Consider the following 21,950-nt stretch of genomic DNA (forward strand, 5'->3'; position numbering starts at 1 on the left):
ATAGTTAACGGTGGTGTCACAGCTCTAAGAGGTGCGTCGGCTGGTGCCCGTCGTTACGTTGTGCCGTGCTGGTCGTGGGGCGCCAGCTCGCGCCGGTGGTCGGCGATCCGGACGATCTCGTCAGCGACCAGCTGTGGCTCGGTAAAGACCACTTGATGATTCGACCGCGCCGCTGGGACGTGACGCGCATCCAAACGCGCTGCAGTCTGGCGGTGCGCCGCCACGAAAGCCTCGCGGACGGGCCTGTCGAAGATCGTCGACTTCATCCCTGAGATGACGGTGACCGGGACGTCGCCGAGAACAGGCGGATGACTCCGCAGATTACGCAGGCCCTCGATGAAGAATCGTTCTTCCTCGTCGGCCGCCTGAGCGGCGCGTGGGGTGAGATCCTCGGTGACCAGATCGTGCACCACGTCGGCAGGCATGCCCGGCATGGCCCACCGGACGGCCAGCGGTATCAGGCGCAGGCTCCTCAGGACGCCGATTACTGATCGGCCTGCCAGCACGATCTGCCGCAGGCGTTTGAGCGGCGACCCGCAGCAGATGTTGACGTGTTCGTCGGCGTGATCGATGAGCACCAGCCCTGCGATGTTGGACGGATTCGCGGCGGCAGCTGCCAGGGCGATCGTTCCGCCGTAACTGTGTCCGGCCAGGATGTAGGGGCCCGCATCCAGCGCTGACAGCAGTTGGGTGAGGTCACCGCTGATGCGTTCCAGCGTGCGCGGTCCGGGGTCATCATCACTGCGCCCCAGATTGGCCCGATCGTAGACCACGGTCCGGAATCGTTGTGCCACAATTGGCTGCACGAGGCCCCACTCGGATCGTGAGGCGCCTAAACCGGATTCGAACACCACTGTGGGCCCGCCGGTGCCCGCGGTCATGTAGTGCAGTTGGCGCCCGCTTGGGAGACGGGCGAAGTGACTGCGGCCCAGAGTATGCATCACGGATTTTCTTCCTGTTCAGAACTCAGCGAGCCGAGTGCGGCAGCTGCTGTAGAAGACTTTCCACCGGAGCGGTTCTCGCACCCGTGCCGTGATCCGGCGGGTGCCCAGGCCGGGCGCCGACATCACGCAGGATCGCCGCCCACTCCATGACGAACACGTGTGAGACCGCCCGGCATAGCACCTGTCCTTCACCAGCGAACCGTTTCCACATGCGCAAACCTATACCCCGGCAGGGTACATCTGCAAACGGTCCTCAGTTTGTCGACCTCGGCCGTTCACCCAGATGGGTTCCCGCAAAAAAGTGGACAACACTAGCTTGCTTGCCTGGTAGCGTTCCAGCACGCATTTCCCAATCTCCGCTCGGCGAGCGCGTGGCAAGCGCTGAATGCCTGCGATCATTGTTGTAGCGATTCCCCAATCAACAACTGCTGCAACAATGTCCGCCATTATAGCGAACGCGCGACGATAGCAGCATTCTTGATTGAAACACGACCACGTCACGCGGCTGACTATGGTGTGCGGTACTGCGCGACCACGCTGAAACTGAGTGATGGATCTTCGGCTATCCCAGGCTCGACCAGCTTGGCACCATGGGCGGGCGTTCGAGGAACCGGGCATCAGGTACGCCACCCGGTATGCCGCGCGTAGCCGCGGCGGCCAGTGGCAACCCGCCCAACATTCCTCCTGGATTGCTTGCCATGACGTCCGGCGCAGTTCCGAGGGCGGTGCCCGGCAACGCTGTTGCGACAGGGCTGACGGCTGGGACTGCCGCGCCCCAGCTCTGTGGCACAGACAACGCGCCGATCGGTACTGCCCGGCCCATTCCCGCGGAAACCACCCCGGTGGCGCCCAGGCCTGCTAAACCCCCTGGACCTGCCGATCCCAACGCACCCACTCCGGGACTGAGCCCCGCGGCCAGGCCCGGCGTCAACGCGTGTGCCGTGCTGGCGGCGCTGACGGCCGGCATCAGATTTTTCAGCTGGTTCGCGTTCGACAGCAGCGAACTCGATATCCACCCGACCGAACTGGTCATCGACATGCCGGTAGTCAGAGGGCTCAGAGACGAGCTCAACGAGGACAGAGACGACGTGGACGATGCGGACGACAGCGGCGAGGCAAGCCCCTGCAGCGCCGCGGGTAGCGTCGAAGTCACCTGCGACAGTGCCGCCTGGGTGTTCGCCGCAGCGGAGGTGCCAGTGGCCTGCGCGACCGCAGCACCCTGCGCCGCCAGCGCGGTCGGATTGGCCGTCTGGGGGGCCGGGGCAAACGGCATCAGCGCGGCCGCGGCCGCCGACGAGCCGGCATAGCCATACATCGCCGTGGCATCCTGGGCCCACATTTCGCCGTAGTGGGCCTCGGTGGCCGCGATCGCCGGAGTGTTCTGCCCCAAGATGTTCGTCGCGATCAACGACATCAGCAGGCTGCGGTTAGCCGCGATTACCGGCGGCGGCACCGTTGCCGCAAACGCCGTCTCGTAAGCAGCCGCCGCGGCCCGGGCCTGGTTGGCCACCTGCTCGGCCTGGGCGGCGGTGGTGTTCATCCAGGCCACATAGGGGGCGACCGCAGCCGCCATCGAGGCCGACGCTGGGCCTCGCCAAGGGCCGGCCGTCAACCCCGAAATCACCGATCCGTAATCGGCTGCCGCCGAGTTTAATTCGGCGGCCAACCCGTCCCAGCCGGCGGCGGCGGCCATCATGGGTCCTGAGCCAGGACCGAAATATATTCTCGCGGAGTTGATCTCCGGTGGCAGCGCCCCGAAATCCATTTCTTTTCCTCCGTTTCGCCTATCCGGTCGCGGTCGCGTTGGCGGCCTCGGTGACCGCGTACGAACCAGCGCCGGCCGTCAAGGTGGCCACGAACTGGTCATGAATAGCTGCGGCCTGGGCAGCCACTGTCTGATACATCTGAGCGTGCGCGGCGAACTGGGTAGCGGTCAGCGCCGACACCTCGTCGATGGCCGCCGGAACCACTTCAGTGGTCGGTGCTGTCGCGGCAGCATTGCCGGAGCTGATTGCTGAGCCGACGGCCTGCAACGTGCCGGCCGCGGATGCGAGCATTTCCGGCTGTGCGGTGACGAATGACATATGTTGTCTCCTTTAGCAATAGCGTCACCGAGTGCAGATGACGGTGTTTTCACGCGGTGTTTACTTGTGCCTATTTGCCGGGCTCTTTTCCCTGTACCCCGGTGGTTCGTTCGGGTGGGCTGCCGCTGCGGATAGGACTTTTAGTGCCGACGAGCGGCTGGGTCGGTCAAAGCTGCCATATGGCGTATTGGGCCGGGTGATTGACGACGCCCGCCTCGCTCGCCGGACGCTGTCGAGCAGATCGTGTTGCGGCAGAGGACGTGGGTCAACAGTCACCGGCCGTAGCCGCAGAGCCAACGGCCTGGCGCTGACCGATCAGCGACGAGACAAACAGAACCGCGTCAAGAGGTCTTGACCGGTCAAAACAGTGGCCAGCCCACGAGGCGGGCCCCGCCCAGCTGGCACCACAAACAGGGCAAGCAAACCGGTGATAGCTATTACTGCCGCTGCGGCGCCAACCGCAACCAAGTCAGTGGGGGGCAGCGGCGGCGATGCGATCGCAAATACATGGTGGCATGCGGACGATGAGCGGCCAGCAATGGTCGCTTGATTGGCGTTGACAACGAGCTCGCCGTCCAGCGATGAAAGCGACGGCCGCGATGGATGAAGCATCTGCTCGGTCGGCTGCAACCCGCAGTGGTGGCCGACGAGGGCGACCAGCAACGCCACGACCGCCAGGGCGATGACTGATCGCCACCGTGGCCGTGTACGTGCGTCGCTCAACCGCATAATGCCTCGATCGTAGCAGCATGCGCCCCGGGGGTATACCAGAAGTCCGGCGTCAAAGCGGCGCGCGTGGGGCTGTGATCAGGCCGATATTCCGTAGTCACACAGCAGGTAACGATGAGGCCATCACACTGCGCGGCAGCCGCGCGCGCGCCACATGCGGCCCTACCGGCACCGGGTAACCGTATAAGCACACGGTTTGCGGCGTCTCGCCGGGCGACTCGGATGGGGCTCGCGACCGTGCGGTTTTGGGGTCACCCGCCGCTGGGGGATTTGCCGCCGGTTCTTTGCGCTGACATCGGTACGGCCAACTCGGGCGGCGGATTGTCCCCAGCCCGCGGCGCGTCTGCTGCATGCCGGCCCAAAACGGATAATCTTTTCGCGCGCGGCCGAACGCGGTGATGTGCCACCCGCACGACGAACCACGTGATGCAAGCAATCGACACGATGACAAAGCTCGGTGGCACATTGAACATGGCGGACACCGCGAGCCCAACCCAGACCGATACCACACTGATGACTGTCGAGATGAGCATTGCGGTGCCCGGCCGCGCCGTCAACATGATCGCTGTCGCAGCAGGCGTGACGACAAGGGCAAAGAGCAGCAAGGTCCCAACGGCTTGAACGGCCATGGTCACCGCGACTCCGAGCAGTGCCATGAAGATGATCGACAATGCCCGCACCGGCACGCCCTTGGCCTCGGCGACTTGGGCGTTGATCGAGGCGAACAACAGCGGGCGGTAGATGGCGCCGATGCTTGCAGCCAGAAGTGTCAGCAGGGCCGCGAAGGTGAGAAGTTGTTGATGCGAAACGGCCAGCAGGTTTCCGAACAAGATGCTGGTCATGGTGCTGGAGTTTCTGGTCGCCAGTGAGTTGAAGAACAGTCCCAGGCCGATGGCCATCGCCAAGACGGTGCCGGTGGCGACCTCGCGGTCGGCGGCCCGCTTGCCCAGTGCGCCGATGACGAGCGCACCGCCGACACAGAAGACCCCGAGGCCCAAAGTGAGGGGCGCACCGACTAACACCGCACCCGTCGCGCCGGGCAGCCCGACGTGTGCCAGGGCGTGCGCCGCAAACGCGGTGTTGCGGACAACGATGAAATAGCCGATGAGGCCCGCGGCGAGCGCGACGGTCGTCCCGCTCAGCAGGGCATGACGCATAAAGTGTGAGGTCAGGATTGGCCACCAGTCGGCCTGGTAGCCCAAGGCGACCAATTGTGTTGTCATACAACGCTCCTCATATAGAGCTGGCCTTGGGGCGTGTGAGCAACTTCGATCGGTGTCCCGTAGAGGTGAGTGAGCAGCGCTTCATCGACCACCCCGTCGACGGCAGCATAGTGGGCGTGCCCGTCGAGGAGATAGATCGCGCTGTCCAGCGCGTTCAGTAGCGGGTTAAGGTCATGCGCCACAACGAGAATCGTGACAGCCAGGTCGTGGTGCAAGTCTTTGAGCAGTCTGACGATGTCGCGCTGGCTACACAGGTCCAGTGATGCCAGCGGCTCGTCCAGAATGAGGAGCCTCGGTCGCGCGACCAACGCTTCGGCGATCGCCACCCGTTGGCGTTGGCCGCCGGATAGCCGGGAGAGACGCGTGCCGGCGAATTCGCTTGCGTGCACTGCCTGCAGCGCCTCCTGGACCCGACGCCGTTGGGCGGCAGTGGCGCGTCCGAAGGCCCATTTGCCGCCGGTCAACCCGAGCATCACCGCGTCGGCGACACGGATCGCCTCGTCTGCGCCCGAAGCGCAATTTTGCGGGACGTAGCCGATGGAGTTGTTGTCCTCGCCCGGACGTTTGCCGAATACCTTGACCTGACCTGAGGCGATTGGGATCAGTCCCAGGATCGCCTGTAGAAGTGTGGTCTTTCCTGCTCCGTTGGATCCGATGATGGCCACGATGCCACCGGCCGGCACCTGAAACGTGCTCTCTGACCAGATCAGCCGTCCCCCACGCACCACGCTGACGTCGTCGAACACCAATGCGATGCCATCTGAATCGACATCAGGCGCGGACACGGAGCGCCTTAGCCAGGGACGTGAGCTGGTCGGTCTGCCAGCTCTGGAACGTTCTCGCGCCGGGCCCAACCGTCTCGGTGACGTTCACGACCGGCACCCCCGCCTGTTCGGCTGCCGCACGGATCTGCTCAGGCACCGACCCTTGGGTTTGGGTGTTATAGATCAGCACATCGATCTGACGCGCCGCGAGCGTGGTGCGGAATGCCTGGATATCAGCGGGCGACGGATCGCTCTGGTTTGCCGCGGCCCGCCGATAGCCCTCCGGTGTCTTGTTGACCAGGCTGAGTGCCTGTGCCATGCGGTCGAAGATGGGCTCGGTGGCGGCATACGACTTGCCTGACGCGCTGGCTTTGATCGTGGCGATGGCATCGGTGTACGGCTTGATGCCGTTGGTGAATGCCGATCGCTGTTTCGCGAAGTAGCCGCCGGCCGAAGGAGCCAATTTGGTCAGCTCGCCCGTCACTGCGTCGGCGACAGTAATGACGGCTGGTGGGCTGTACCACAGATGCGGGTTGGCACCATCTGGCGTTTTGGTCGCTTGGGCCACGTTGATTACGGCGGCTGTCGGGGCAGAAGTCGCCGCGAGCTTGGCCGCCCACGGGTCGTAACCGGCGCCGTTGAAGACGACCAGGCGTGCAGTCGCGAAGGACGCGGCCTCGGCTGGGCCGGGCTCATAGTCGTGTGGGTTAACCGAGGAACTCGTCAGGACGGTGGTCACCGTCCCGCAGCCTCCGGCAAGCGTGGCGACGATATCGCCCCACTGGGCCACGCTAACCACTACATCGAGTGGAGCGGTCGGGCATGGTCCTGCGGCCGGCGCACCGGTGCTGGTCGATGGCCTATTGTCCGAGCCCGCGGAGCAGCCCCCGAGCGCCGACCCGACCCCGAGCATTAGGACGACGGCAAGGCTCAGTTTGCCAACCCGCGACGCGATCATGACGGAAATGATAACCGTTTTCGATTAGGCCGGCGATAGCCAGCCCTGCCGTGCGGTGTGCGAGCGCAGCGCTTCGCGCGCGACTCGAGCTCGGCGCCACCGACGTCAAAGTCCGCGGGAATAGTGTGGATTAACGGATCGCGATCCAGCCAGGTCCCCGGCGACGGCGAAGGCGGCCGGTCAATGATCACGAGCGTACGAGTCGCGCGATGGCGTCGGTGGCTTCTTTGATTCTGAGGTCTGCTTCTTCGTCGCCGAGCTGGGCGGCGTCGATGACGCAGTGCCTGAGGTGGTCGTTCAATAGGCCAAGGGCCACGGCTTGCGCAGCGCGGGTGAGTGCGCTCACCTGCGTCAGAATGTCGATGCAGTACTGATCATTCTCCACCATCCGCTGGACTCCGCGGACCTGCCCTTCAATGCGCCGGAGCCGGTCCAGGTAGCGGTCCTTGTTGGAGATGTAGCCGTGCGGTTCTGAGTCCAAGCTCGGTGCTATTGATTTGGTTGGCATGGCGTCATTATTGCTTTCCTGGTGATCGCCGGCTGAGAATTTCCGGGCAATGGCAGAGCCCATGGCGCTGATCTTCCCCGCCGAGGTTATATCCATCGTCGACTCCGGCGCCGCCCCGGTGAGCGGTGGCCATCCTGTCGTCGAAGACGGAAACGGAGATTCGTTACCTATACTAGTGGGGGGTATGGGGTTGTGGGGTGGACGTCCCGCATGTGGTGCAACCACCAGCGCACGGGGTGAGCGGGTGGGCGCTGGTTGGTCGGACGCTTGCGGGCGTCACCGACTGGTGGTGGCGGTCGGTACTTGTGGTGGCAGCTGTGGTGTGGGGGCTTATAGCTGTGGGCGCTCATGGTGGGCTGTTGTCGGGGCGGGCTGGCTACTGTTCTGACCGGTCAAGACCTCCTGGCGCGGTTCTGTCTGTCTCGTCGCTGATCAGTCAGCATCAGGTCGTTGTGCGCTGCGGCGACGGCCGGTGACTGCTGACCATATCAACTGCCGCCCACACTCTTCGCGGCACCGATATCGAAATGACGATCCTGATGAACAATCTCCACTCTCTCGTCGTCGGCTTTTCCGCTGGCGATCCAACACGATCTGTTCGACACGGCGCTACCCAGCGAAAGGGGCGCAATTCGGTGACGCCCTTTCCGGGCCGCGAGACGGTCCCTGATGATGAGCCGCGGGGACACAACCGCCACGAGTATGCGGTCTGGGACGCCGCATACGTGCTCGGTTCACTGTCCGCGAAGGATCGGCGCGAATTCGAGGCGCACCTGGCAGATTGCCCGGTCTGCCGGGCGGCCGTCACGGAACTCAGCGGGATACCCGCTCTGCTGGCATTACTCGAGCGTGAAGAGGTGGCCGCGAGCTGCGAGCCCACATCAGTCGCAGGCTCCGCCGAGGCGGTCACATCCGGTGTTGCTCATGGAGCACGTCATTCGTGACAACTGCAGCCGGAGACGTTGGCGCCGGCAATCCTTGAGGGGTGACCGCCCGGCACGTTCTACGGTCTACGTGCGTAGGCCGAGGCATCTACGGCCAAGAAGACGCTCGTACGAGTTTCACCACCGGCGATGCGCATGTGTCCATCGCGGACGATGCGACCAAGCAAGTCAGCGTGTACGACAACGGCGAGTCGGTGCGCACCATGCCGACATCGATTGATATGGGTGGGAGCGAAACAGTTGCAGGCCAAGAGATTTCATCTGGACACAACCTGGGGTCTACACGGTCATGGATAAAGCCAATCCGGTTGTCATGGATTCGTCGACCTTCGGTTTGCCGATCAACTCCCGGCTGGGTAATCGGGAAACGATCAACTACGCCCCCCGGATCAGCACCGACGGTATCTACCTGCACCAGCTGGACAGCACCGTGAGGCTCAAGGCAACACCAATCTGTCGCACGGCCGCCTCAACCTCAATGAGGACAACGCGAGATGGTTTTTCGGCTTCTCACCGGCCGGGCGACATCGTCGAAATCCGCAACACCGGCGGCAAGCCTTTGCAAGTCTGGCAGAACGGTGATTGGACCATGCCGTGGGACCAGTGGGTGGCCGGCAGTGCGCTGACCTGACAACCGTCACAAAAGGCAGGCCGGCCCGAGCGCCAGCGGGTCACGACCGCCACCCACATCACGGTCGTCAACATCAACCCGGTCGCGCCACAGGATACGACGCAATGGCGGTGCCATGAGCCCCACGCGGTGGTGTAGGTGATCTGCCGATCATGGGCAAAATCGCCAAAGATCCTCGCGGACCGTGCGCGCCGCGCCGCGGTTCCAGACCCGGTCCATGATGACCGACTAGAGATCTCAAAACGCCGAACGCGCACCAGCCAATGGATTGGGAGGGAGATCGCGCGCCAACAGGCAAGGTGTCGGGGCCACCCAAGGGCGCCAGTTGCGCGCTGGTTGTGGAATCATCGAACACCACCATCGTCAACCCCACTGAGGTGATGCGGCAATGGCGTTCATCGCGCAGTTCCGCAGTTTGCCCAGACCCAGCCGGATACTGATGGTCAACCAGTTGGTCATCAACGTCGGCTTCTACATGCTGATGCCGTACCTGGCTGGCTACCTCGCCGGTCCGCTGGGGCTCGCGGCGTGGGCCATCGGGCTGATCATGGGTGTTCGAAACTTTTCCGAGCAAGGCATGTTCATTATTGGCGGCACGCTCGCCGATCGGGTCGGCTACAAACCGTTAATCGTCTCCGGGTGCCTGTTGCGCACCGGCGGGTTCGCCATGCTGGCGATTACGCAGTCCTTTGCCGCTGTGCTGATCGCTTCAGCGACAATCGGTTTGACGGCCGCATTGTTCCACCCCGCAATCCGGGCTTACCTCGCCGTCGACGCCGGTGATCGCCGCGTGGAAGCATTCGCGATGTTCAACATTTTCTACCAGGCAGGGATTTTGGTCGGCCCGCTGGTCGGGGTCGCACTGGTGGCCATCGATTTTCGGATCAGCGCGCTCTCGGCGGCGGCGTTGTCCGCGGTGCTGACGGTAGCCCAACTGTTGACACTGCCAACGCGCGGCGCCGATCCCGAAACGGTGCCGACGTCGATACTGCAAGAGTGGCGGGTTGTTATCGGCAACCCGCCCTTTCTGCTGTTCGCCGCAGTGATGACCGGCTCCTACATCTTGTCGTCCCAGATCTTCCTCACGATGCCGCTACAGGCATCGATTCTCACGCCATCCTTCGCAACATTTTTAGTGACAGCGCTTTTCGGTGTTTCAGGTCTGGTCGCGGTCGCTGGCCAGCTGCGGATCACCCACTGGCTCGCGGCGCGCTGGAACCGCGGGCGCAGCCTGGCCATCGGCACCACTATCCTGGCGGGCTCATTCCTGCCGCTGACCATTGCGCCCGACGCGCAGCGCTTCGGTATTTTTCCGGCACTGGCCGCGCTCCTGGCGTCCACCGCCATACTGGCCGCTGGTGCCGCCGCGGTCTTCCCCTTCGAGATGGACACGATCGTCTCGCTAGCAGGAGGCCGGTTGGTGGCCACCCATTACGGGTTCTACAACACCATCGTCGGCACCGGAGTCCTTCTTGGCAATCTGGCCACCGGGGCTCTCATGGGAGCCGCACGCGAGGCTGGGCTCGGCGAACTCGCTTGGGCTGGACTAATTCTCGTCGGCATCATCGCCGCATTGGCACTTCGCGGCCTCGACCGCCGCGGTTATCTGCAGGCGAAGACTGTCGCGTCACGGTGAGGAGATTGTGGCCGTCGAAGCGACGGCCAGGGCCAACGCGTGACAGCTGGAAATGATGCCGCAGTCGTCACTGGCGCCGCCGTTCCGCAGCGATGTAATACAGGCGCGACAACTTTCGGTCCGAGCGTCGGCAAACCCGGTATCAGAGGTCATTGCGCGGAGCTGATCAAAGGCCATGTGTACCTTGGCACGACCGCGCGTGACGCTGGTAAGCCGCTCCACGGTTGGCAGGCTCGGCGGGCGGATATCAGCGATAAACATCCGGACACCCCGACCAGTAGTCGGCGCCTAATTCCATCGTCAGGTTCCTTTCGGGTAGAGCGACTGTGTCGTCGGACTAGTTGGTACGACATCCAGGTACATGGGTATACAGCCGGTTAAGGCGAAGCGCATCGCCCGTTCCGGGCTTGGAAAGGAAATCTGAGATGAGGCGACGGTTATTGACCACTGGTGCCGCTGCAGTCGCGGCGTTGCTTACCGTGACCGCGTGCGGCGGCTCAGTTGATCAGGGCAACCCCAGCACCACCGGGCCCGGTTCTTCCGGCGGAGCGAGTTCGTCAGCTGGTTCGCAGGCGCACAACAGCGAGGACGTCACGTTCGCCCAGCGCATGATCCCGCACCACCAGCAAGCAGTTCAGATGAGCGACATCATCCTGGGTAAACAGGGCATCGATCGTCGCGTGGTCGATCTAGCGAAACAAGTCAAGGGAGCGCAGGGGCCTGAAATCCAACAGATGCAGAGCTGGCTGAGCCAGTGGGGTCAGCCAACATCGCCGGCGATGCCGGGCAGCATGACACCCGGAATGCCTGACCACGGAGGTACGCCTGGCATGACCGGAATGGACGGAATGATGTCTGAACAGGACATGCAGGCCCTGAAAAACGCACAGGGTGTTGACGCCAGCAAGCTCTTCCTGACCCAGATGATTCGACACCATCAGGGCGCAATCACGATGGCCCAAAACGAAATCAAATCTGGTCAGTATTCGCCGGCCGTCGCCCTGGCGCATTCGATCATCACAGACCAGCAGCGGGAGATCAATACCATGCAGAGCATCTTGAGGTCGCTGTAGCAGCCCACGCTCCTCGGACTGGAGAAGCAGTATGTTCCGGACCAACGATCATGTCTTTCGCGAGAGCCGAAAATTGACGAAACTGACTTGCGCACGCGGCGATTTAGGTGCGAGCCAGCGCATGGCGAACCGCTCGGCTTGGCATGGTACGGGCTGGGGGTATAAACTCAAGCGGGTGGACGTTCCACAGGCGACAACAGGCTTCGCATCGCGCGATGCCAGAGATACTCGTGCCTGGGCTAGCCGCGTTATGAGGTCTACCAATCCCCGTCGGCTGCGGTTGCGGTCATTAATTGTGGTGGCGGCCGTGGTGTGGGGGCTTGTGGCTGTAGGTGCTCATGGTGGGCTGTTGTCGGGTGAGCAGCACGCAGCTCATGCGGCGCATCCGTTGTTGACGTCGTTGGGGGCGGAGTTCACCGTCGATGTCGATCACGCGCATCTTGTGGACGGGTCGGGGTCGTCGCATCATCCTGAGGAGTTCGCCTCCGCGGTGTTGCCGCGTCCGGCCACCACGTTGAGTGCGTTGGGTGTGGTGGTGGCAGCGCTCGCTGTCATCGGTATGCTCGGCGGCCTCGTGGTGGCGGCCGGGCGGGACCCACCATCTGGGCTGGCCCCTGTTATTTCGGGTCGAGATCGATTGACCCGGTTCTGCCTCGCTCGCCGCTGACGTGGTCAGCGTCAGGCCGTTGAGTGCCCTTGGCACCGATGGCCGGTGACCGCTGACCCACGTCAATTGCCGCACGCTGTTCCGCGGCACCATGCCCAAGCGAGGACCACATGAGTCATGTTCTGTCCATCGAAACCCCGCACATCTCGCGGAATCACACCTCCTCCCGGTATCCCGTTGCCACCGATAGGTTTCGCCCCACTCCGCAGCAGTGCCGCCACGCTCCGGATCGGTATCGCCGGGTGGGCGCCATGGTCGGTAACACTCCGGTACTGTGGATCGGCGAACCGTTCGGCTGCGCCGAGCGCGGTTTTTGGGCCAAACTCGAAGGAGCCAACCCCGGCGGTATGAAAGACCGCCCAGCCATGCACATGGTCGAACGCGCCCGACTGCGCGGCGAGTTGATGCCCGGAGCCCGCATCGTCGAATCCACAAGCGGCACCTTGGGATTAGGACTGGCTCTGGCTGGCCAGGTGTATCGGCATCCGGTCACTCTGGTCACCGATCCCGGGATGGAGCCGATCATCCGGCACATGCTGGCTGCCTACGGGGCGAAGGTGGATCTGGTCAGCCAGCCACACCCGACCGGGGGTTGGCAGCAGGCCCGCAAAGACCGGGTGGCCGAGCTGTTGGCCGCCGAGCCTGATGCCTGGTGCCCCGACCAATACAGCAATCCCGACAACATCGACGCCTACCGGCCACTGGCGTTGGAGCTGCTCGACCAACTCGGAGACATCGATGTGTTGGTATGTTCGGTGGGCACGGGCGGTCATTCGGCCGGGGTGGCCCGCGTGCTGCGCCAACATAACCCGGCGATGCAGTTGATCGGTGTGGACACCATCGGTTCGACGATCTTCGGGCAACCTGCCGGCTCGCGGCTGATGCGCGGGCTGGGGTCGAGTATCTATCCGCGCAACGTCGACTACGGCGCTTTCACCGAGGTGCATTGGGTTGCGCCCGCCGAAGCGGTGTGGGCGGCGCGCACTCTGGCCGCCACCTATTACACCAGCGGCGGATGGAGTGTGGGGGCGGTCGCGCTGGTCGCCGGCTGGGCCGCGCGCAGCTACCCGCGCGGCACCCGCATCGCCGCGGTGTTTCCCGACGGCCCGCAACGCTACTTCGACACCATCTACAACGACGACTACTGCCGCCAACACGGTCTGCTCGACGTCGCCCCGCCCAGCGGGCCCGATCAGATCAGTACACCCGCTCAGGCCGTCGTCGATCGCTGGACCCGCTGCACCACCGTCGTCGATCCCACGGCAACCGCACCCCGCCACGCCGCAGCCGACGACGAGAGAATCCCCGCATAAAGGTGAACACAACAATGAGACACGAACACATTTAGGGCAGTTCGAGGCGCGTTTTAGGAATTGATAACAACAATATGCAGAACGGAACCCAACACATGCAATCTCCGCCCGCAAGCCAACCGGTGCAGCAAATCCTCTCTCGTGAGGGCGTGGCGTTGCCGGTGCTTACCCGCAGCGACATCGCCGACCTTCCCATCACTCCCAGCGACGTGATCGAGTCCGTGCGGGGCGCGTATCTACGGGTGGCACAAGGCTCTTCCCGAGCCCCAGCGAAAATCATGATGCGTTCACCGCATAGAGATTCAGCGTCATATGCGATGCCCGGCTATGACGGCGGTTTGCAAGTCTTGGCCTTCAAAGACTATTACATGCAAAACGACGACGGCAAAAAAGAATACATCACCATCGCTCTCTACGACGATAAGACCGGTGTGCCGTTAGCGTTTATGGATTGCACCCGAGTCACCACATTGCGAACCGCGGCCAGCACCGCGCTGATCGCCGCCGCATGCGCCCCCGCCGGAGCGCGCACCGCGCTGGTGAGCGGTTCTGGTGCGCAGGGCAGGGAAACCTTTCCATTCCTGCTCAGCGCTCTTCCCGAGTTAGACCGGCTGCTGCTGTTTGCCACGCATCCCGACGGAATCGCCTCGGTACGCGCGTATTTGCGCGAACAACATCCCGATCGAGACATCGAGATAGTGACTGACCCGGAGCAGGCCGCTGGCGAGTCGGATGTCATGGTCGCGACGTCGGCCGGCCCGGCCACCGACGTCAAGCTGCGCACCAGCTGGCTCAAACCCGGGGCGCTGTTCATCTCGGTGAACGGCACAGGAGTGCACCCGTCATCGCTGCGCGACGCCGACTACGGAGTCGCGACCACCGCCGGCCAGCTCGCCGTGACCGGTACCCGCTTCGCCAACGAGGACGGCTCGCTGCCGCTGGACGCCGAACTGCCCGACATCCTTGCCGGAACGGCGCCTCCCCGGCGGGACAAAACCGACCGGGTTTTCGTATTCAACAGCGGCATGGCCATCACCGACATCCCGGTGGCGCATGCGCTGGCCACCCAGGCGATCGCGCTGGGGCGGGGACAGGAGATCCGGCTGTGGAGCTAGCGCCCTTGACATTGCCGGCAGTTGCGCCGTCATGGTTTCAACAGATCACAGCCGATCCGTCGTTGCTAGCCGATATGGCTCATGCGATAGGCGGCCCGTTTCATGTGCTGTTTCCGCCGCGCTTCGAGCACAACCTGCAGGCCTTCGCCGACGTCTTCGCCTCGTCGGGGGTGCGCGGGCAAGTGCTCTTCGCTAAGAAGGCGAACAAAGCGGGATGCTGGCTATCGGTGTGCGCCAGGACCGGCGCCGGGGTCGACGCGTCCAGCGCCCCGGAATTGGTTCAGGCACTGGCCCGCGGTGTGCGCGGTGCCGACATCGTCGTCACGGGTCCGGCGAAGAACGAGCATTTGCTCTGGCTGGCCTCTCGGCACGGCTGTTTGATCGCCGTCGACGCCCTCGACGAGCTCGACAGGGTGATCGCGCTAGCCCACCGTGGCGATGGTGTCCGGATCGTGCTGCGGGTGCTCCCGGACGTCAACCCCGACAGCCGGTTTGGCCTCGACTCGGCCGAACTGGACATCGCGCTACAGCGATGCGCCCAGCAGGGGTCCCGAGTGTCCATGGAAGGGTTCTCGTTTCACCTCAACGGATACGAGGTCAAACCGCGCGCGCAGCTAGCGGCCCGATTGGTCGACCGTGTCGTGCAGGCACGAGCGCAAGGGCTCGCAGCGACGGCTATTTCGATCGGCGGCGGGTTCGCGGTGAGCTATCTGGACGCCGACACGTGGGCCCGCTTCCTGCGCGACGCTGATGAGTCAGACTTTCACAGCGGCAAGACCTTCACCCATTATTACCCCTATCATCAGTCGCCCACCGGCGCGGAAATGCTGGCCGCGATCTTATCCAGCGAAACAGACTGCAGCGCAGGCACAGTCGGCGAAAAATTCGCGAAGACAGAAACCAAACTGCTCATTGAACCGGGGCGTGCGTTGCTGGACGGGGCAGGGTTCACTGTTTTCCCGGTCCAGGGGTTCAAGCGGCGACGCGACTACGGGATCGTCACCGTTGACGGGTTGAGCATGAGCCTGTCGGAGCAATGGAAGTCCAGCGAATTCCTTCCCGATCCGATGCTGTGGCCGCATGAAACCCCCGACGAGCACGATCCGACAACCTCGGTGCGAAGCTGTGTCGGTGGCGCCAGCTGCCTGGAATATGACATGCTGACCTGGCGCAAAGTCGTGTTGCCACGGGAACCGCGGCACGGCGACCTGCTGATCTATCCCAATACGGCCGGCTACCAGATGGACAAGAACGAATCCGACTTCCACCGACTTCCCTTGCCCCCCAAGATTGTGGTGAGTCCCGACGACCAAGGCCGGTTCCGCTGGCAGCTGGATGAAAACGGCTCTCTTCAGTGAGTCGTCCGCCCGTGGCTGAGACCCGCAGAGCGCGCCTTGGTTACCTGGTGCGTACCAGCCGGCAACTCACCACATTGGCGGCACCGATCGCCGGCGTCCAATTCGCCCAAGTCGCCTTGACCACCACCGACTTGGCCATCATGGGACTCCTCGGGGTGCAGGCCATCGCCGCCGGCGGGCTGGCCGCCACCTTATACAACTTGATGCGCACCATGTGCGTCGGTGTCGTCACGGCGGTGGGCAACCTGGTTGCCGGCGCGGCCGGCCGCGGCGAAACACGCTCGGGCACCGACCGCCCGGATGACCAGGCGCAGAACGAAATACGCCAGATCACCCGGTCAGCCTTCTTGGTGGCCACCGTGGCCGCTGCGCTCCTCGGAGTCGCGCTGATCGGCTTGGGTTATGTTTTGCCGCTCTTCGGGCTCGACGAGGAGGTGCTGAGAGCGGCGCGACCAATGATGATCACCCTGGCACCTGGGCTGATCCCCATGGTGTGGCTCAACGTCTTGCGCCAGTTCAGTGTCGGCATGCGCCGACCAGGCCCGCTGTTAGCCGTCAGCATCGCCTCTATCGGAGTGAACGCCGGATTAGACCTGGTGTTCATCTACGGTCTGCTCGGAATCCCCAAACTCGGGCTCGCCGGAATCGGGCTGGCCACAACGCTGGTACAAGTAGCCACTGTGATCGCGTTCTACTGGATCCTGCGGCGCGACAACCACCTTGCCCCGCTGCTGTCCATCCACGGCTGGAAGGCAGACGCTGCAACAGCGCGCAGCATCGTACGTCTGGGCATCCCGATCTCGCTGACCTACGGCTCCGAGGCCGGCATCACCTCCCTAGCCGCCGTGGTGATGGGGATGTTCGGCCCGATCGCGCTAGCCGCCTACAATGTGGTGAACCAACTGACACGTATCGCCTTCCAGGTCAGTATCGGCTTGTCCCATGGCGCGTCAATTCTCATCAGCCGCGCGGTCGGCAGGGCAGACAAAGAACATGCTCAGCAGATCGCCACCGCAGCGCTGGTGCTGGGATGGCTGACTACGGCCCTGATTGGGCTGGTGTACGTGGCGGCGCCAACCATGGTGTTGCGGCCATTTCTTGATCCTGCCGATTCGTCAACCATGGTGCTGGCCAAGCTCTTTCTGCTCTTCGCAATAGTTCAGCAGATCGTGGACTTCACCCAGAACATCGCTGTGGGCTTGTTACGAGGCATCGGAAATACTAGGACTGGATTTCACGTCACGTCGATCGGGTATTGGATGGTCGGCTTGCCTACGATACTATTGCTAGCCTTCCCAGCGCATTTGCAGGGTCCAGGGGTGTGGATCGGGCTCAGCACAGGCTTCGCCACGACAGCAGTGTTGCTACTGCGCCGGTTTTACCGAGACCTGCCACAAACTGTCTAACCTGCGAGACGTGGAACATCGACGAGTAGGCACCAGCAGACCCGCTGCAACTAGCTGCGGTGACGCCCACGCCATGGACGGCAAGTACTCCATTATCAACCGCCGACAAAGCTTTTCGCTCATTGCCGCAACCAAAAATCAATATATGCCCCGAATGCACTTGTGGCCGGACTCACCGAACTAGAGGGCGTTGCGCGCTGATGTAGCGCAGTAGATGACGGTCACCGGTGCCGCTGATGGTGAAGCCAGCATCGGCGATAATCCTGTTTGAGTTAGGTGGTACGCCACGACATTGGCGTCCGTTCACCCCAGAGTTTCGGTTGAAGGCCGCACACACGGTGGTCGATGAGCATCAGCGGGTTGCTGACGTCGCCCGTGAGCTAGACATGCACGAGCGACTGCTGCACACATGGGTGCGCGACGAGCGCTGGCGAATGTCCGAGGCCCACGAATCCGCCTGCCGACAAGTGGGGCCACAGGGCTTTATGAAAGGCGGTATCATCGCTGCCGTGCGAATGCTCCGGCGCACTAGCGGCTCGCCGCCTACACCAGGGTGATGACGGTGAAATCGATCGTGTGCATCGGATAGGGTCTGTTCGCCCGCGACGCTTCAGGCGAGCGTTCAGGTACCGGCCAGGTGGGCCGTGGGAGGAATCCACCGCCACGTTTGTACGCGACGTCACTGCAGGCTGGCTGCCGCGCGTACCTGCATGGCGGCGGATTACCCACCGGCCGGGGACTGTGCCATCACTGTCGGTCGGAACCCGTATTTGGGAGCGCTGCCGAAGCCATTAGTGGGCGGAGCGCCCAGCGGCAATCCGCCGAGCATGCTTGCCGGTGTGCCGGTCCCGATTGACGGGGCGACGCCCAGCCCGGTGGCCGGCAACAGCGAGGCAGCCGGGTTCATCAGCGTCGGCGCGAACCAACTCGGCGGCACCGACAACGGGCCGAGGGTGGCGGCTCGGCCCAAACCTGCGGCCACTCCACTGAGGCCGCCCAAACCGCCGAGTCCACCTAGTGCGCCACCGGCCGCGGCCGCGCCTGCGGCCTGCCCCGCCGAGCTCAACGCTGCGTCTTCAGCCGCATCCGCAGCCCCCAACCCGAGTAGGCTCAAAAACGGACCGACGGTGTTACTCGGCATGTAGAAACCCGACGAAAAGATGGTGTTCCACAGATTAGAGTTGAGTCCTAGCGGCGAGTTGGCTAGCCAATCCAAAAACCCCCCTGGGCTCGACAGATCCGTACCGCCCATTCCTAACCCAGCCAGGATCCCGGAGAGCCCCGACGTCGATGCCGGAAGTGACGCGGGTGAGGCGAGTCCGTGCAACGCGTTGGGTATCACGGAGAACAGCTGCGACAGCGTCGCTGCGCTGCTCGCGCCGCTGAACGTTCCGGCGGCTTTGGCGACCGCCGCGGCCTGTACGGTCGCCGCGGCCGCGCTAGTGGTGGGAGGCGGCTCGGCGAACGGTGTCAATGTCGAGGCCAACGCGGAGGCGTCGGCATAACCGTACATCGCCGCGGCGTCCTGGGCCCACATCTCCGCGTAATGGGCCTCGGTGGCAGCGATCGCCGGAGTGTTCTGCCCGAGGAGGTTGGTAACGATCAGCGACATCAACAGAGTGCGGTTGGCGGCGATCACCGGCGGAGGCACTGTCATTGCGAACGCGGCCTCATAGGCGCCCGCCGCCGCTTTGGCTTGGCTGCCGGCCTGCTCAGCTTGGGCCGCGGTGGCGGTCATCCATCTCAGGTATGGCGCGGTCGCGGTTACCATCGACGTCGACGCGGGACCGCGCCACCCTCCGCTGGTGAGTCCAGAGACCACCGACCCGGAGGAGGTCGCCGTGGAGTGCAGGTCGCTGGCCAGCGCGTCCCAGGCCAATGCGGCTTCCAGCAGTGGGCCCGAGCCGGGCCCCAAATACATTCGGGCGGAATTGATTTCCGGCGGTAATGCGGCATAATCCATGGTTACCACTTCGTTTCAGCTCGTCGCCATTGCGTTGGCAATTTCGGTGGCCGAATACGAACCACCGCTTAGGTTCAGGATGTTCACCAGCAGCTCGTGAACCGCCGCGGCCTGCGCGTTGACCGTCTGGTAGAGGGCGGCATGCGCGGCGAATTGCGCTGCGGTCAGCGCCGAGACCTCATCGGCGGCGGCGGGAACCACCCCCGTTGTCGGTGCGGCTGCCGCAATGTTGCGCGCGGCCATGGCTGACCCGATACCCTGCAAGTTACTGGCCGCCGCTGAGATAGTTCCCGGGGTTATGGTGACGAATGACATGGAGTTCTCCTTCGAGGATCAAGCCGATCTCGATGGGCATGCTCGTGTTAGGGCGCATCATGGACAACACGATTGTTGTGCGCAGCTGTGCGTGAGAGCTGGTTTGGCACAGGCTGTTTCAGGCAGCAGAAGCCGTGCCGGGACCGGATGGAAATATTGCGGTCATCATGTGTGAATAGGCGCTGTAAGCCCGCGATGATGGCGACAGGTGCGATACTGTAGTAAAAGGTTCAGCGCCGCATACGGTTTGCGGCTTAATCGGAGCAGCAAGGCGCCCGGCTCGACTCCATCGAGTGGGCGAGCTGTAGTGATTCTGGGCGTCTCTGACGAAAGGGCCCCACAGCTGGCTGTGAGCACTATTCCGTCAAGCTCGAGCCCGGCACGGCGGTGCCCGCGGCTTGATATAGACCCAAGCCGGTCTTTGGACGCGTGTCAGCCGACGCGTTCGGCCTGCATGCCCCACTTCTCCTCGATGCGTGCATAACGCCAGATCGCCAGCGCCACTGACCATGTCACCACGAACAGCCCGACGATGACGAAGCCGATGGCATTGAGGTTGATGCCGCCGATCCAACCCCAAAACGCACCGCTCCATCTGAACTGTTGCGCCAGCAGCCCTAGTAGTTCGACGGTGCCGATGAGCAGTGCAACGCCGACCGACAACCCGGTGATGGTGATGTTGTAGTACACCTTCCGGACCGGGTTGGAAAACGCCCAGCCGTACGCAAAATTCATGAAGGAGCCGTCGATGGTGTCCAGCAGACACATCCCGGCCGCGAACAGCACGGGCAGACACAATATGGCATACCAGGGCAGGCCGGCCGCGGCGCTAGTGCCCGCCAACACAAGTAGCGCGACCTCGGTGGCGGTGTCGAACCCCAGCCCGAACAGCAGGCCGATCGGGTACATGTGCCACGACTGGGTGATCGATCGGGTAAAGCGGCCAAGGATGCGATTGATCAATCCGCGGCTGTTTAACTGCGCTTCGAGTTCATCCTCGTTATAGATGCCGCGGCGCATCCGCGCGAACACGCGCAGGATGCCGATGAGAATGACGACATTAATGATGGCGATCAGATAGAGGAATACGCCTGAGACGGCGGTGCCGATTAAGCCGGTGTAGTGATGCAGCGCCGAGGAATCGTCTTTGACCGGCCCGATGATGGCCTTGAGCCCGATGGACAGCAGCAGCGCCAGTCCGAAGACGACACTGGAGTGGCCCAGGGAAAAGAAGAACCCGACGGCCAAGGGACGCTGGCCGTCGTTCATCAGCTTGCGGGTGGTGTTGTCGATGGCGGCGATGTGGTCGGCGTCGAACGCGTGCCGCAGGCCCAGCGTGTACGCCGTCAGCCCAATGCCGATGCCGAACGCTTTGTCGCCGACACTGAAGTGCGCCGGCTCGACGATGAGCACCAGGATGGTCCAACCCACCAGATGCAGCGCGGCGATTACCGCGAGCATCGAGCCCAGGCGCAGCCACTCGTCCGGTGTCAATGCCCCGCGCAGCTTAGACCGCGATGACGGCTGCCGACTGAGTAAAGGACCTACCATGTCGCGTCCCTCGGTGTGGAAACTGAGCCACAAAAACACTAACCCGCCGCGCCAGGCTGATGCATAGAGTTCGCAAAAAGATTGCAAGCTCTTCGCTGGTGTGAGTCGACCATCCACGCGCGATACTGAATAGGTGATCAAGCAGTCGGCGCTGGATCCGGCCGTCACCGAACGGATCGGGAAGCTGCTGCGCGCCCATGGGCTGCGGCGGATGGCGTCGCGGATCGCGGTGTTGGCGGTGCTCGAGCCCAGCCGTGGTCATCTGTCGGTCGCCGAGATCGACCAGCGGTTGCGCGAGGGCGCACCGGTCGGGAGCACGTCGCCGGACCTGGCGACGATTTACCGCACGGTGACCACCCTGGTCGACCAGGGCCTACTGCACGTGCTGACTGTCAAGGGTGGTGTCACGAGGTATGGCTTGGCCGCAGAACCGCACCACCACGCCGTGTGCACCCGATGCGGTTCGATCGCCGAAGTACCGGCGCAACAGCTGACTTCGGCACTCGAACATGCGATGGCGGGTAGTTCCTTCGCACTGTCTGAGCGTGCGGGCCTCACCCTGCACGGCCTCTGCCCGCAGTGCCAGGCTGAAGGGGGCGGTCCGCTGAGCGAGAGCGAACGCGATGAGCTCAACCGGCTGCGCAAGGAGAACGCCGAGTTGGCATTGGAGCGCGATATGTTAAAGCGCTCGGCAACCGCGCAGCCTCGCCAGCAGGGTCAGTAGCCGCGGACCGCGGACTGCGAGGCCGCTCAGGATCTAGTGTGTCC

At 63.5% G+C, this 21,950-nt stretch carries 21 protein-coding genes and 2 pseudogenes; 12 read left to right on the plus strand and 11 right to left on the minus strand.

All coding sequences use genetic code 11. The features are described 5' to 3' along the window. Window positions 1–53: 53 nt before the first annotated feature. From AC5Y49_RS05540 to AC5Y49_RS05575, 8 genes are all read right to left on the minus strand, one after another. Window positions 54–941 carry an alpha/beta fold hydrolase gene (locus AC5Y49_RS05540; protein ID WP_499886253.1) on the minus strand — a complete coding sequence of 296 codons (888 nt, stop codon included), beginning with the start codon at window positions 939–941 and terminating at the stop codon, window positions 54–56. Window positions 942–1,506: 565 nt separating this feature from the next. Continuing rightward, window positions 1,507–2,709 carry a PPE family protein gene (locus tag AC5Y49_RS05545; protein ID WP_499884798.1) on the minus strand — a complete coding sequence of 401 codons (1,203 nt, stop codon included), beginning with the start codon at window positions 2,707–2,709 and terminating at the stop codon, window positions 1,507–1,509. A 19-nt stretch (window positions 2,710–2,728) separates the two neighbouring features. Then, on the minus strand, window positions 2,729–3,028 hold the full coding sequence (locus tag AC5Y49_RS05550; protein WP_499884799.1) for a PE family protein: 300 nt from the start codon (window positions 3,026–3,028) through the stop codon (window positions 2,729–2,731). 315 nt (window positions 3,029–3,343) lie between these two features. Continuing rightward, on the minus strand, window positions 3,344–3,757 hold the full coding sequence (lpqS, locus tag AC5Y49_RS05555; RefSeq protein ID WP_499884800.1) for a putative copper homeostasis (lipo)protein LpqS: 414 nt from the start codon (window positions 3,755–3,757) through the stop codon (window positions 3,344–3,346). 251 nt (window positions 3,758–4,008) lie between these two features. Further along, on the minus strand, window positions 4,009–4,914 hold the full coding sequence (locus tag AC5Y49_RS05560; protein ID WP_499886255.1) for a metal ABC transporter permease: 906 nt from the start codon (window positions 4,912–4,914) through the stop codon (window positions 4,009–4,011). A 62-nt stretch (window positions 4,915–4,976) separates the two neighbouring features. Next, window positions 4,977–5,765 (minus strand): metal ABC transporter ATP-binding protein, encoded by a 789-nt coding sequence (locus tag AC5Y49_RS05565; protein ID WP_499884801.1) that lies wholly within the window; start codon window positions 5,763–5,765, stop codon window positions 4,977–4,979. After that, on the minus strand, window positions 5,752–6,543 hold the full coding sequence (locus tag AC5Y49_RS05570; RefSeq protein WP_499884802.1) for a metal ABC transporter solute-binding protein, Zn/Mn family: 792 nt from the start codon (window positions 6,541–6,543) through the stop codon (window positions 5,752–5,754). Before AC5Y49_RS05570 ends, AC5Y49_RS05565 begins: the two co-directional genes overlap by 14 nt. Before the next feature lie 346 nt (window positions 6,544–6,889). Next, entirely contained in the window at window positions 6,890–7,210 is a 321-nt protein-coding gene (locus AC5Y49_RS05575) for a metal-sensitive transcriptional regulator (protein WP_499886257.1), read from the minus strand. Window positions 7,211–7,558: 348 nt separating this feature from the next. On the opposite strand from AC5Y49_RS05575, the gene AC5Y49_RS05580 reads away from it, so the two are divergent. From AC5Y49_RS05580 to AC5Y49_RS05630, 11 genes and pseudogenes are all read left to right on the plus strand, one after another. Then, window positions 7,559–7,642 carry a hypothetical protein gene (locus tag AC5Y49_RS05580; protein ID WP_499886259.1) on the plus strand — a complete coding sequence of 28 codons (84 nt, stop codon included), beginning with the start codon at window positions 7,559–7,561 and terminating at the stop codon, window positions 7,640–7,642. A 203-nt stretch (window positions 7,643–7,845) separates the two neighbouring features. Beyond that, window positions 7,846–8,100: pseudogene (locus AC5Y49_RS05585) on the plus strand (anti-sigma factor family protein); the annotation flags it as partial. A gap of 131 nt (window positions 8,101–8,231) precedes the next feature. Then, window positions 8,232–8,785: pseudogene (locus tag AC5Y49_RS05590) on the plus strand (L,D-transpeptidase); the annotation flags it as partial. Window positions 8,786–9,173: 388 nt separating this feature from the next. Next, window positions 9,174–10,421 (plus strand): MFS transporter, encoded by a 1,248-nt coding sequence (locus AC5Y49_RS05595; RefSeq protein ID WP_499884803.1) that lies wholly within the window; start codon window positions 9,174–9,176, stop codon window positions 10,419–10,421. Window positions 10,422–10,846: 425 nt separating this feature from the next. After that, window positions 10,847–11,494, plus strand: coding sequence for a DUF305 domain-containing protein (locus AC5Y49_RS05600; protein WP_499884804.1), 648 nt, complete (start codon window positions 10,847–10,849; stop codon window positions 11,492–11,494). Between the two features lie 250 nt (window positions 11,495–11,744). Continuing rightward, entirely contained in the window at window positions 11,745–12,161 is a 417-nt protein-coding gene (gene lpqS, locus AC5Y49_RS05605; RefSeq protein WP_499884805.1) for a putative copper homeostasis (lipo)protein LpqS, read from the plus strand. 110 nt (window positions 12,162–12,271) lie between these two features. Beyond that, the gene (locus AC5Y49_RS05610; protein WP_499884806.1) at window positions 12,272–13,474 is read left to right on the plus strand and encodes a PLP-dependent cysteine synthase family protein; all 1,203 of its coding nucleotides are present in this window, start codon (window positions 12,272–12,274) and stop codon (window positions 13,472–13,474) included. 95 nt (window positions 13,475–13,569) lie between these two features. Next, the gene (locus AC5Y49_RS05615; protein ID WP_499884807.1) at window positions 13,570–14,589 is read left to right on the plus strand and encodes an ornithine cyclodeaminase; all 1,020 of its coding nucleotides are present in this window, start codon (window positions 13,570–13,572) and stop codon (window positions 14,587–14,589) included. After that, the gene (locus tag AC5Y49_RS05620; protein ID WP_499884808.1) at window positions 14,580–15,947 is read left to right on the plus strand and encodes a type III PLP-dependent enzyme domain-containing protein; all 1,368 of its coding nucleotides are present in this window, start codon (window positions 14,580–14,582) and stop codon (window positions 15,945–15,947) included. Before AC5Y49_RS05615 ends, AC5Y49_RS05620 begins: the two co-directional genes overlap by 10 nt. An 11-nt stretch (window positions 15,948–15,958) precedes the next feature. Next, window positions 15,959–17,353 carry an MATE family efflux transporter gene (locus tag AC5Y49_RS05625; protein ID WP_499884809.1) on the plus strand — a complete coding sequence of 465 codons (1,395 nt, stop codon included), beginning with the start codon at window positions 15,959–15,961 and terminating at the stop codon, window positions 17,351–17,353. Between the two features lie 236 nt (window positions 17,354–17,589). Continuing rightward, window positions 17,590–17,910, plus strand: a complete 321-nt coding sequence (locus AC5Y49_RS05630; RefSeq protein ID WP_499884810.1) for a transposase — start codon at window positions 17,590–17,592, stop codon at window positions 17,908–17,910. Between the two features lie 164 nt (window positions 17,911–18,074). On the opposite strand, the gene AC5Y49_RS05635 is transcribed toward AC5Y49_RS05630, so the two are convergent. The 3 genes from AC5Y49_RS05635 to nicT form a co-directional block, all read right to left on the minus strand. Next, the gene (locus AC5Y49_RS05635; RefSeq protein ID WP_499884811.1) at window positions 18,075–19,316 is read right to left on the minus strand and encodes a PPE family protein; all 1,242 of its coding nucleotides are present in this window, start codon (window positions 19,314–19,316) and stop codon (window positions 18,075–18,077) included. 15 nt (window positions 19,317–19,331) lie between these two features. Continuing rightward, window positions 19,332–19,631 carry a PE family protein gene (locus tag AC5Y49_RS05640; protein WP_499884812.1) on the minus strand — a complete coding sequence of 100 codons (300 nt, stop codon included), beginning with the start codon at window positions 19,629–19,631 and terminating at the stop codon, window positions 19,332–19,334. Between the two features lie 432 nt (window positions 19,632–20,063). Beyond that, window positions 20,064–21,182 (minus strand): Nickel transporter NicT, encoded by a 1,119-nt coding sequence (nicT, locus tag AC5Y49_RS05645; RefSeq protein ID WP_499884813.1) that lies wholly within the window; start codon window positions 21,180–21,182, stop codon window positions 20,064–20,066. Window positions 21,183–21,315: 133 nt separating this feature from the next. On the opposite strand from nicT, the gene AC5Y49_RS05650 reads away from it, so the two are divergent. Then, entirely contained in the window at window positions 21,316–21,906 is a 591-nt protein-coding gene (locus AC5Y49_RS05650; protein WP_499884814.1) for a transcriptional repressor, read from the plus strand. Window positions 21,907–21,950: the final 44 nt, after the last annotated feature.

The sequence above is a fragment of the Mycobacterium sp. NGS62 genome (assembly GCF_059812285.1).

What these genes read in the sequence shown, in the direction of transcription:
- AC5Y49_RS05540 (WP_499886253.1), bottom strand. Translation starts at nt 941, where the DNA reads ATGCATACTCTGGGCCGCAGTCACTTCGCCCGTCTCCCAAGCGGGCGC.
- AC5Y49_RS05545 (WP_499884798.1), bottom strand. Translation starts at nt 2,709, where the DNA reads ATGGATTTCGGGGCGCTGCCACCGGAGATCAACTCCGCGAGAATATAT.
- AC5Y49_RS05550 (WP_499884799.1), bottom strand. Translation starts at nt 3,028, where the DNA reads ATGTCATTCGTCACCGCACAGCCGGAAATGCTCGCATCCGCGGCCGGC.
- lpqS (WP_499884800.1), bottom strand. Translation starts at nt 3,757, where the DNA reads ATGCGGTTGAGCGACGCACGTACACGGCCACGGTGGCGATCAGTCATC.
- AC5Y49_RS05560 (WP_499886255.1), bottom strand. Translation starts at nt 4,914, where the DNA reads ATGCGTCATGCCCTGCTGAGCGGGACGACCGTCGCGCTCGCCGCGGGC.
- AC5Y49_RS05575 (WP_499886257.1), bottom strand. Translation starts at nt 7,210, where the DNA reads ATGCCAACCAAATCAATAGCACCGAGCTTGGACTCAGAACCGCACGGC.
- AC5Y49_RS05580 (WP_499886259.1), top strand. Translation starts at nt 7,559, where the DNA reads ATGGTGGGCTGTTGTCGGGGCGGGCTGGCTACTGTTCTGACCGGTCAA.
- AC5Y49_RS05595 (WP_499884803.1), top strand. Translation starts at nt 9,174, where the DNA reads ATGGCGTTCATCGCGCAGTTCCGCAGTTTGCCCAGACCCAGCCGGATA.
- AC5Y49_RS05600 (WP_499884804.1), top strand. Translation starts at nt 10,847, where the DNA reads ATGAGGCGACGGTTATTGACCACTGGTGCCGCTGCAGTCGCGGCGTTG.
- lpqS (WP_499884805.1), top strand. Translation starts at nt 11,745, where the DNA reads ATGAGGTCTACCAATCCCCGTCGGCTGCGGTTGCGGTCATTAATTGTG.
- AC5Y49_RS05610 (WP_499884806.1), top strand. Translation starts at nt 12,272, where the DNA reads ATGAGTCATGTTCTGTCCATCGAAACCCCGCACATCTCGCGGAATCAC.
- AC5Y49_RS05615 (WP_499884807.1), top strand. Translation starts at nt 13,570, where the DNA reads ATGCAATCTCCGCCCGCAAGCCAACCGGTGCAGCAAATCCTCTCTCGT.
- AC5Y49_RS05630 (WP_499884810.1), top strand. Translation starts at nt 17,590, where the DNA reads ATGGTGAAGCCAGCATCGGCGATAATCCTGTTTGAGTTAGGTGGTACG.
- AC5Y49_RS05635 (WP_499884811.1), bottom strand. Translation starts at nt 19,316, where the DNA reads ATGGATTATGCCGCATTACCGCCGGAAATCAATTCCGCCCGAATGTAT.
- AC5Y49_RS05640 (WP_499884812.1), bottom strand. Translation starts at nt 19,631, where the DNA reads ATGTCATTCGTCACCATAACCCCGGGAACTATCTCAGCGGCGGCCAGT.
- nicT (WP_499884813.1), bottom strand. Translation starts at nt 21,182, where the DNA reads ATGGTAGGTCCTTTACTCAGTCGGCAGCCGTCATCGCGGTCTAAGCTG.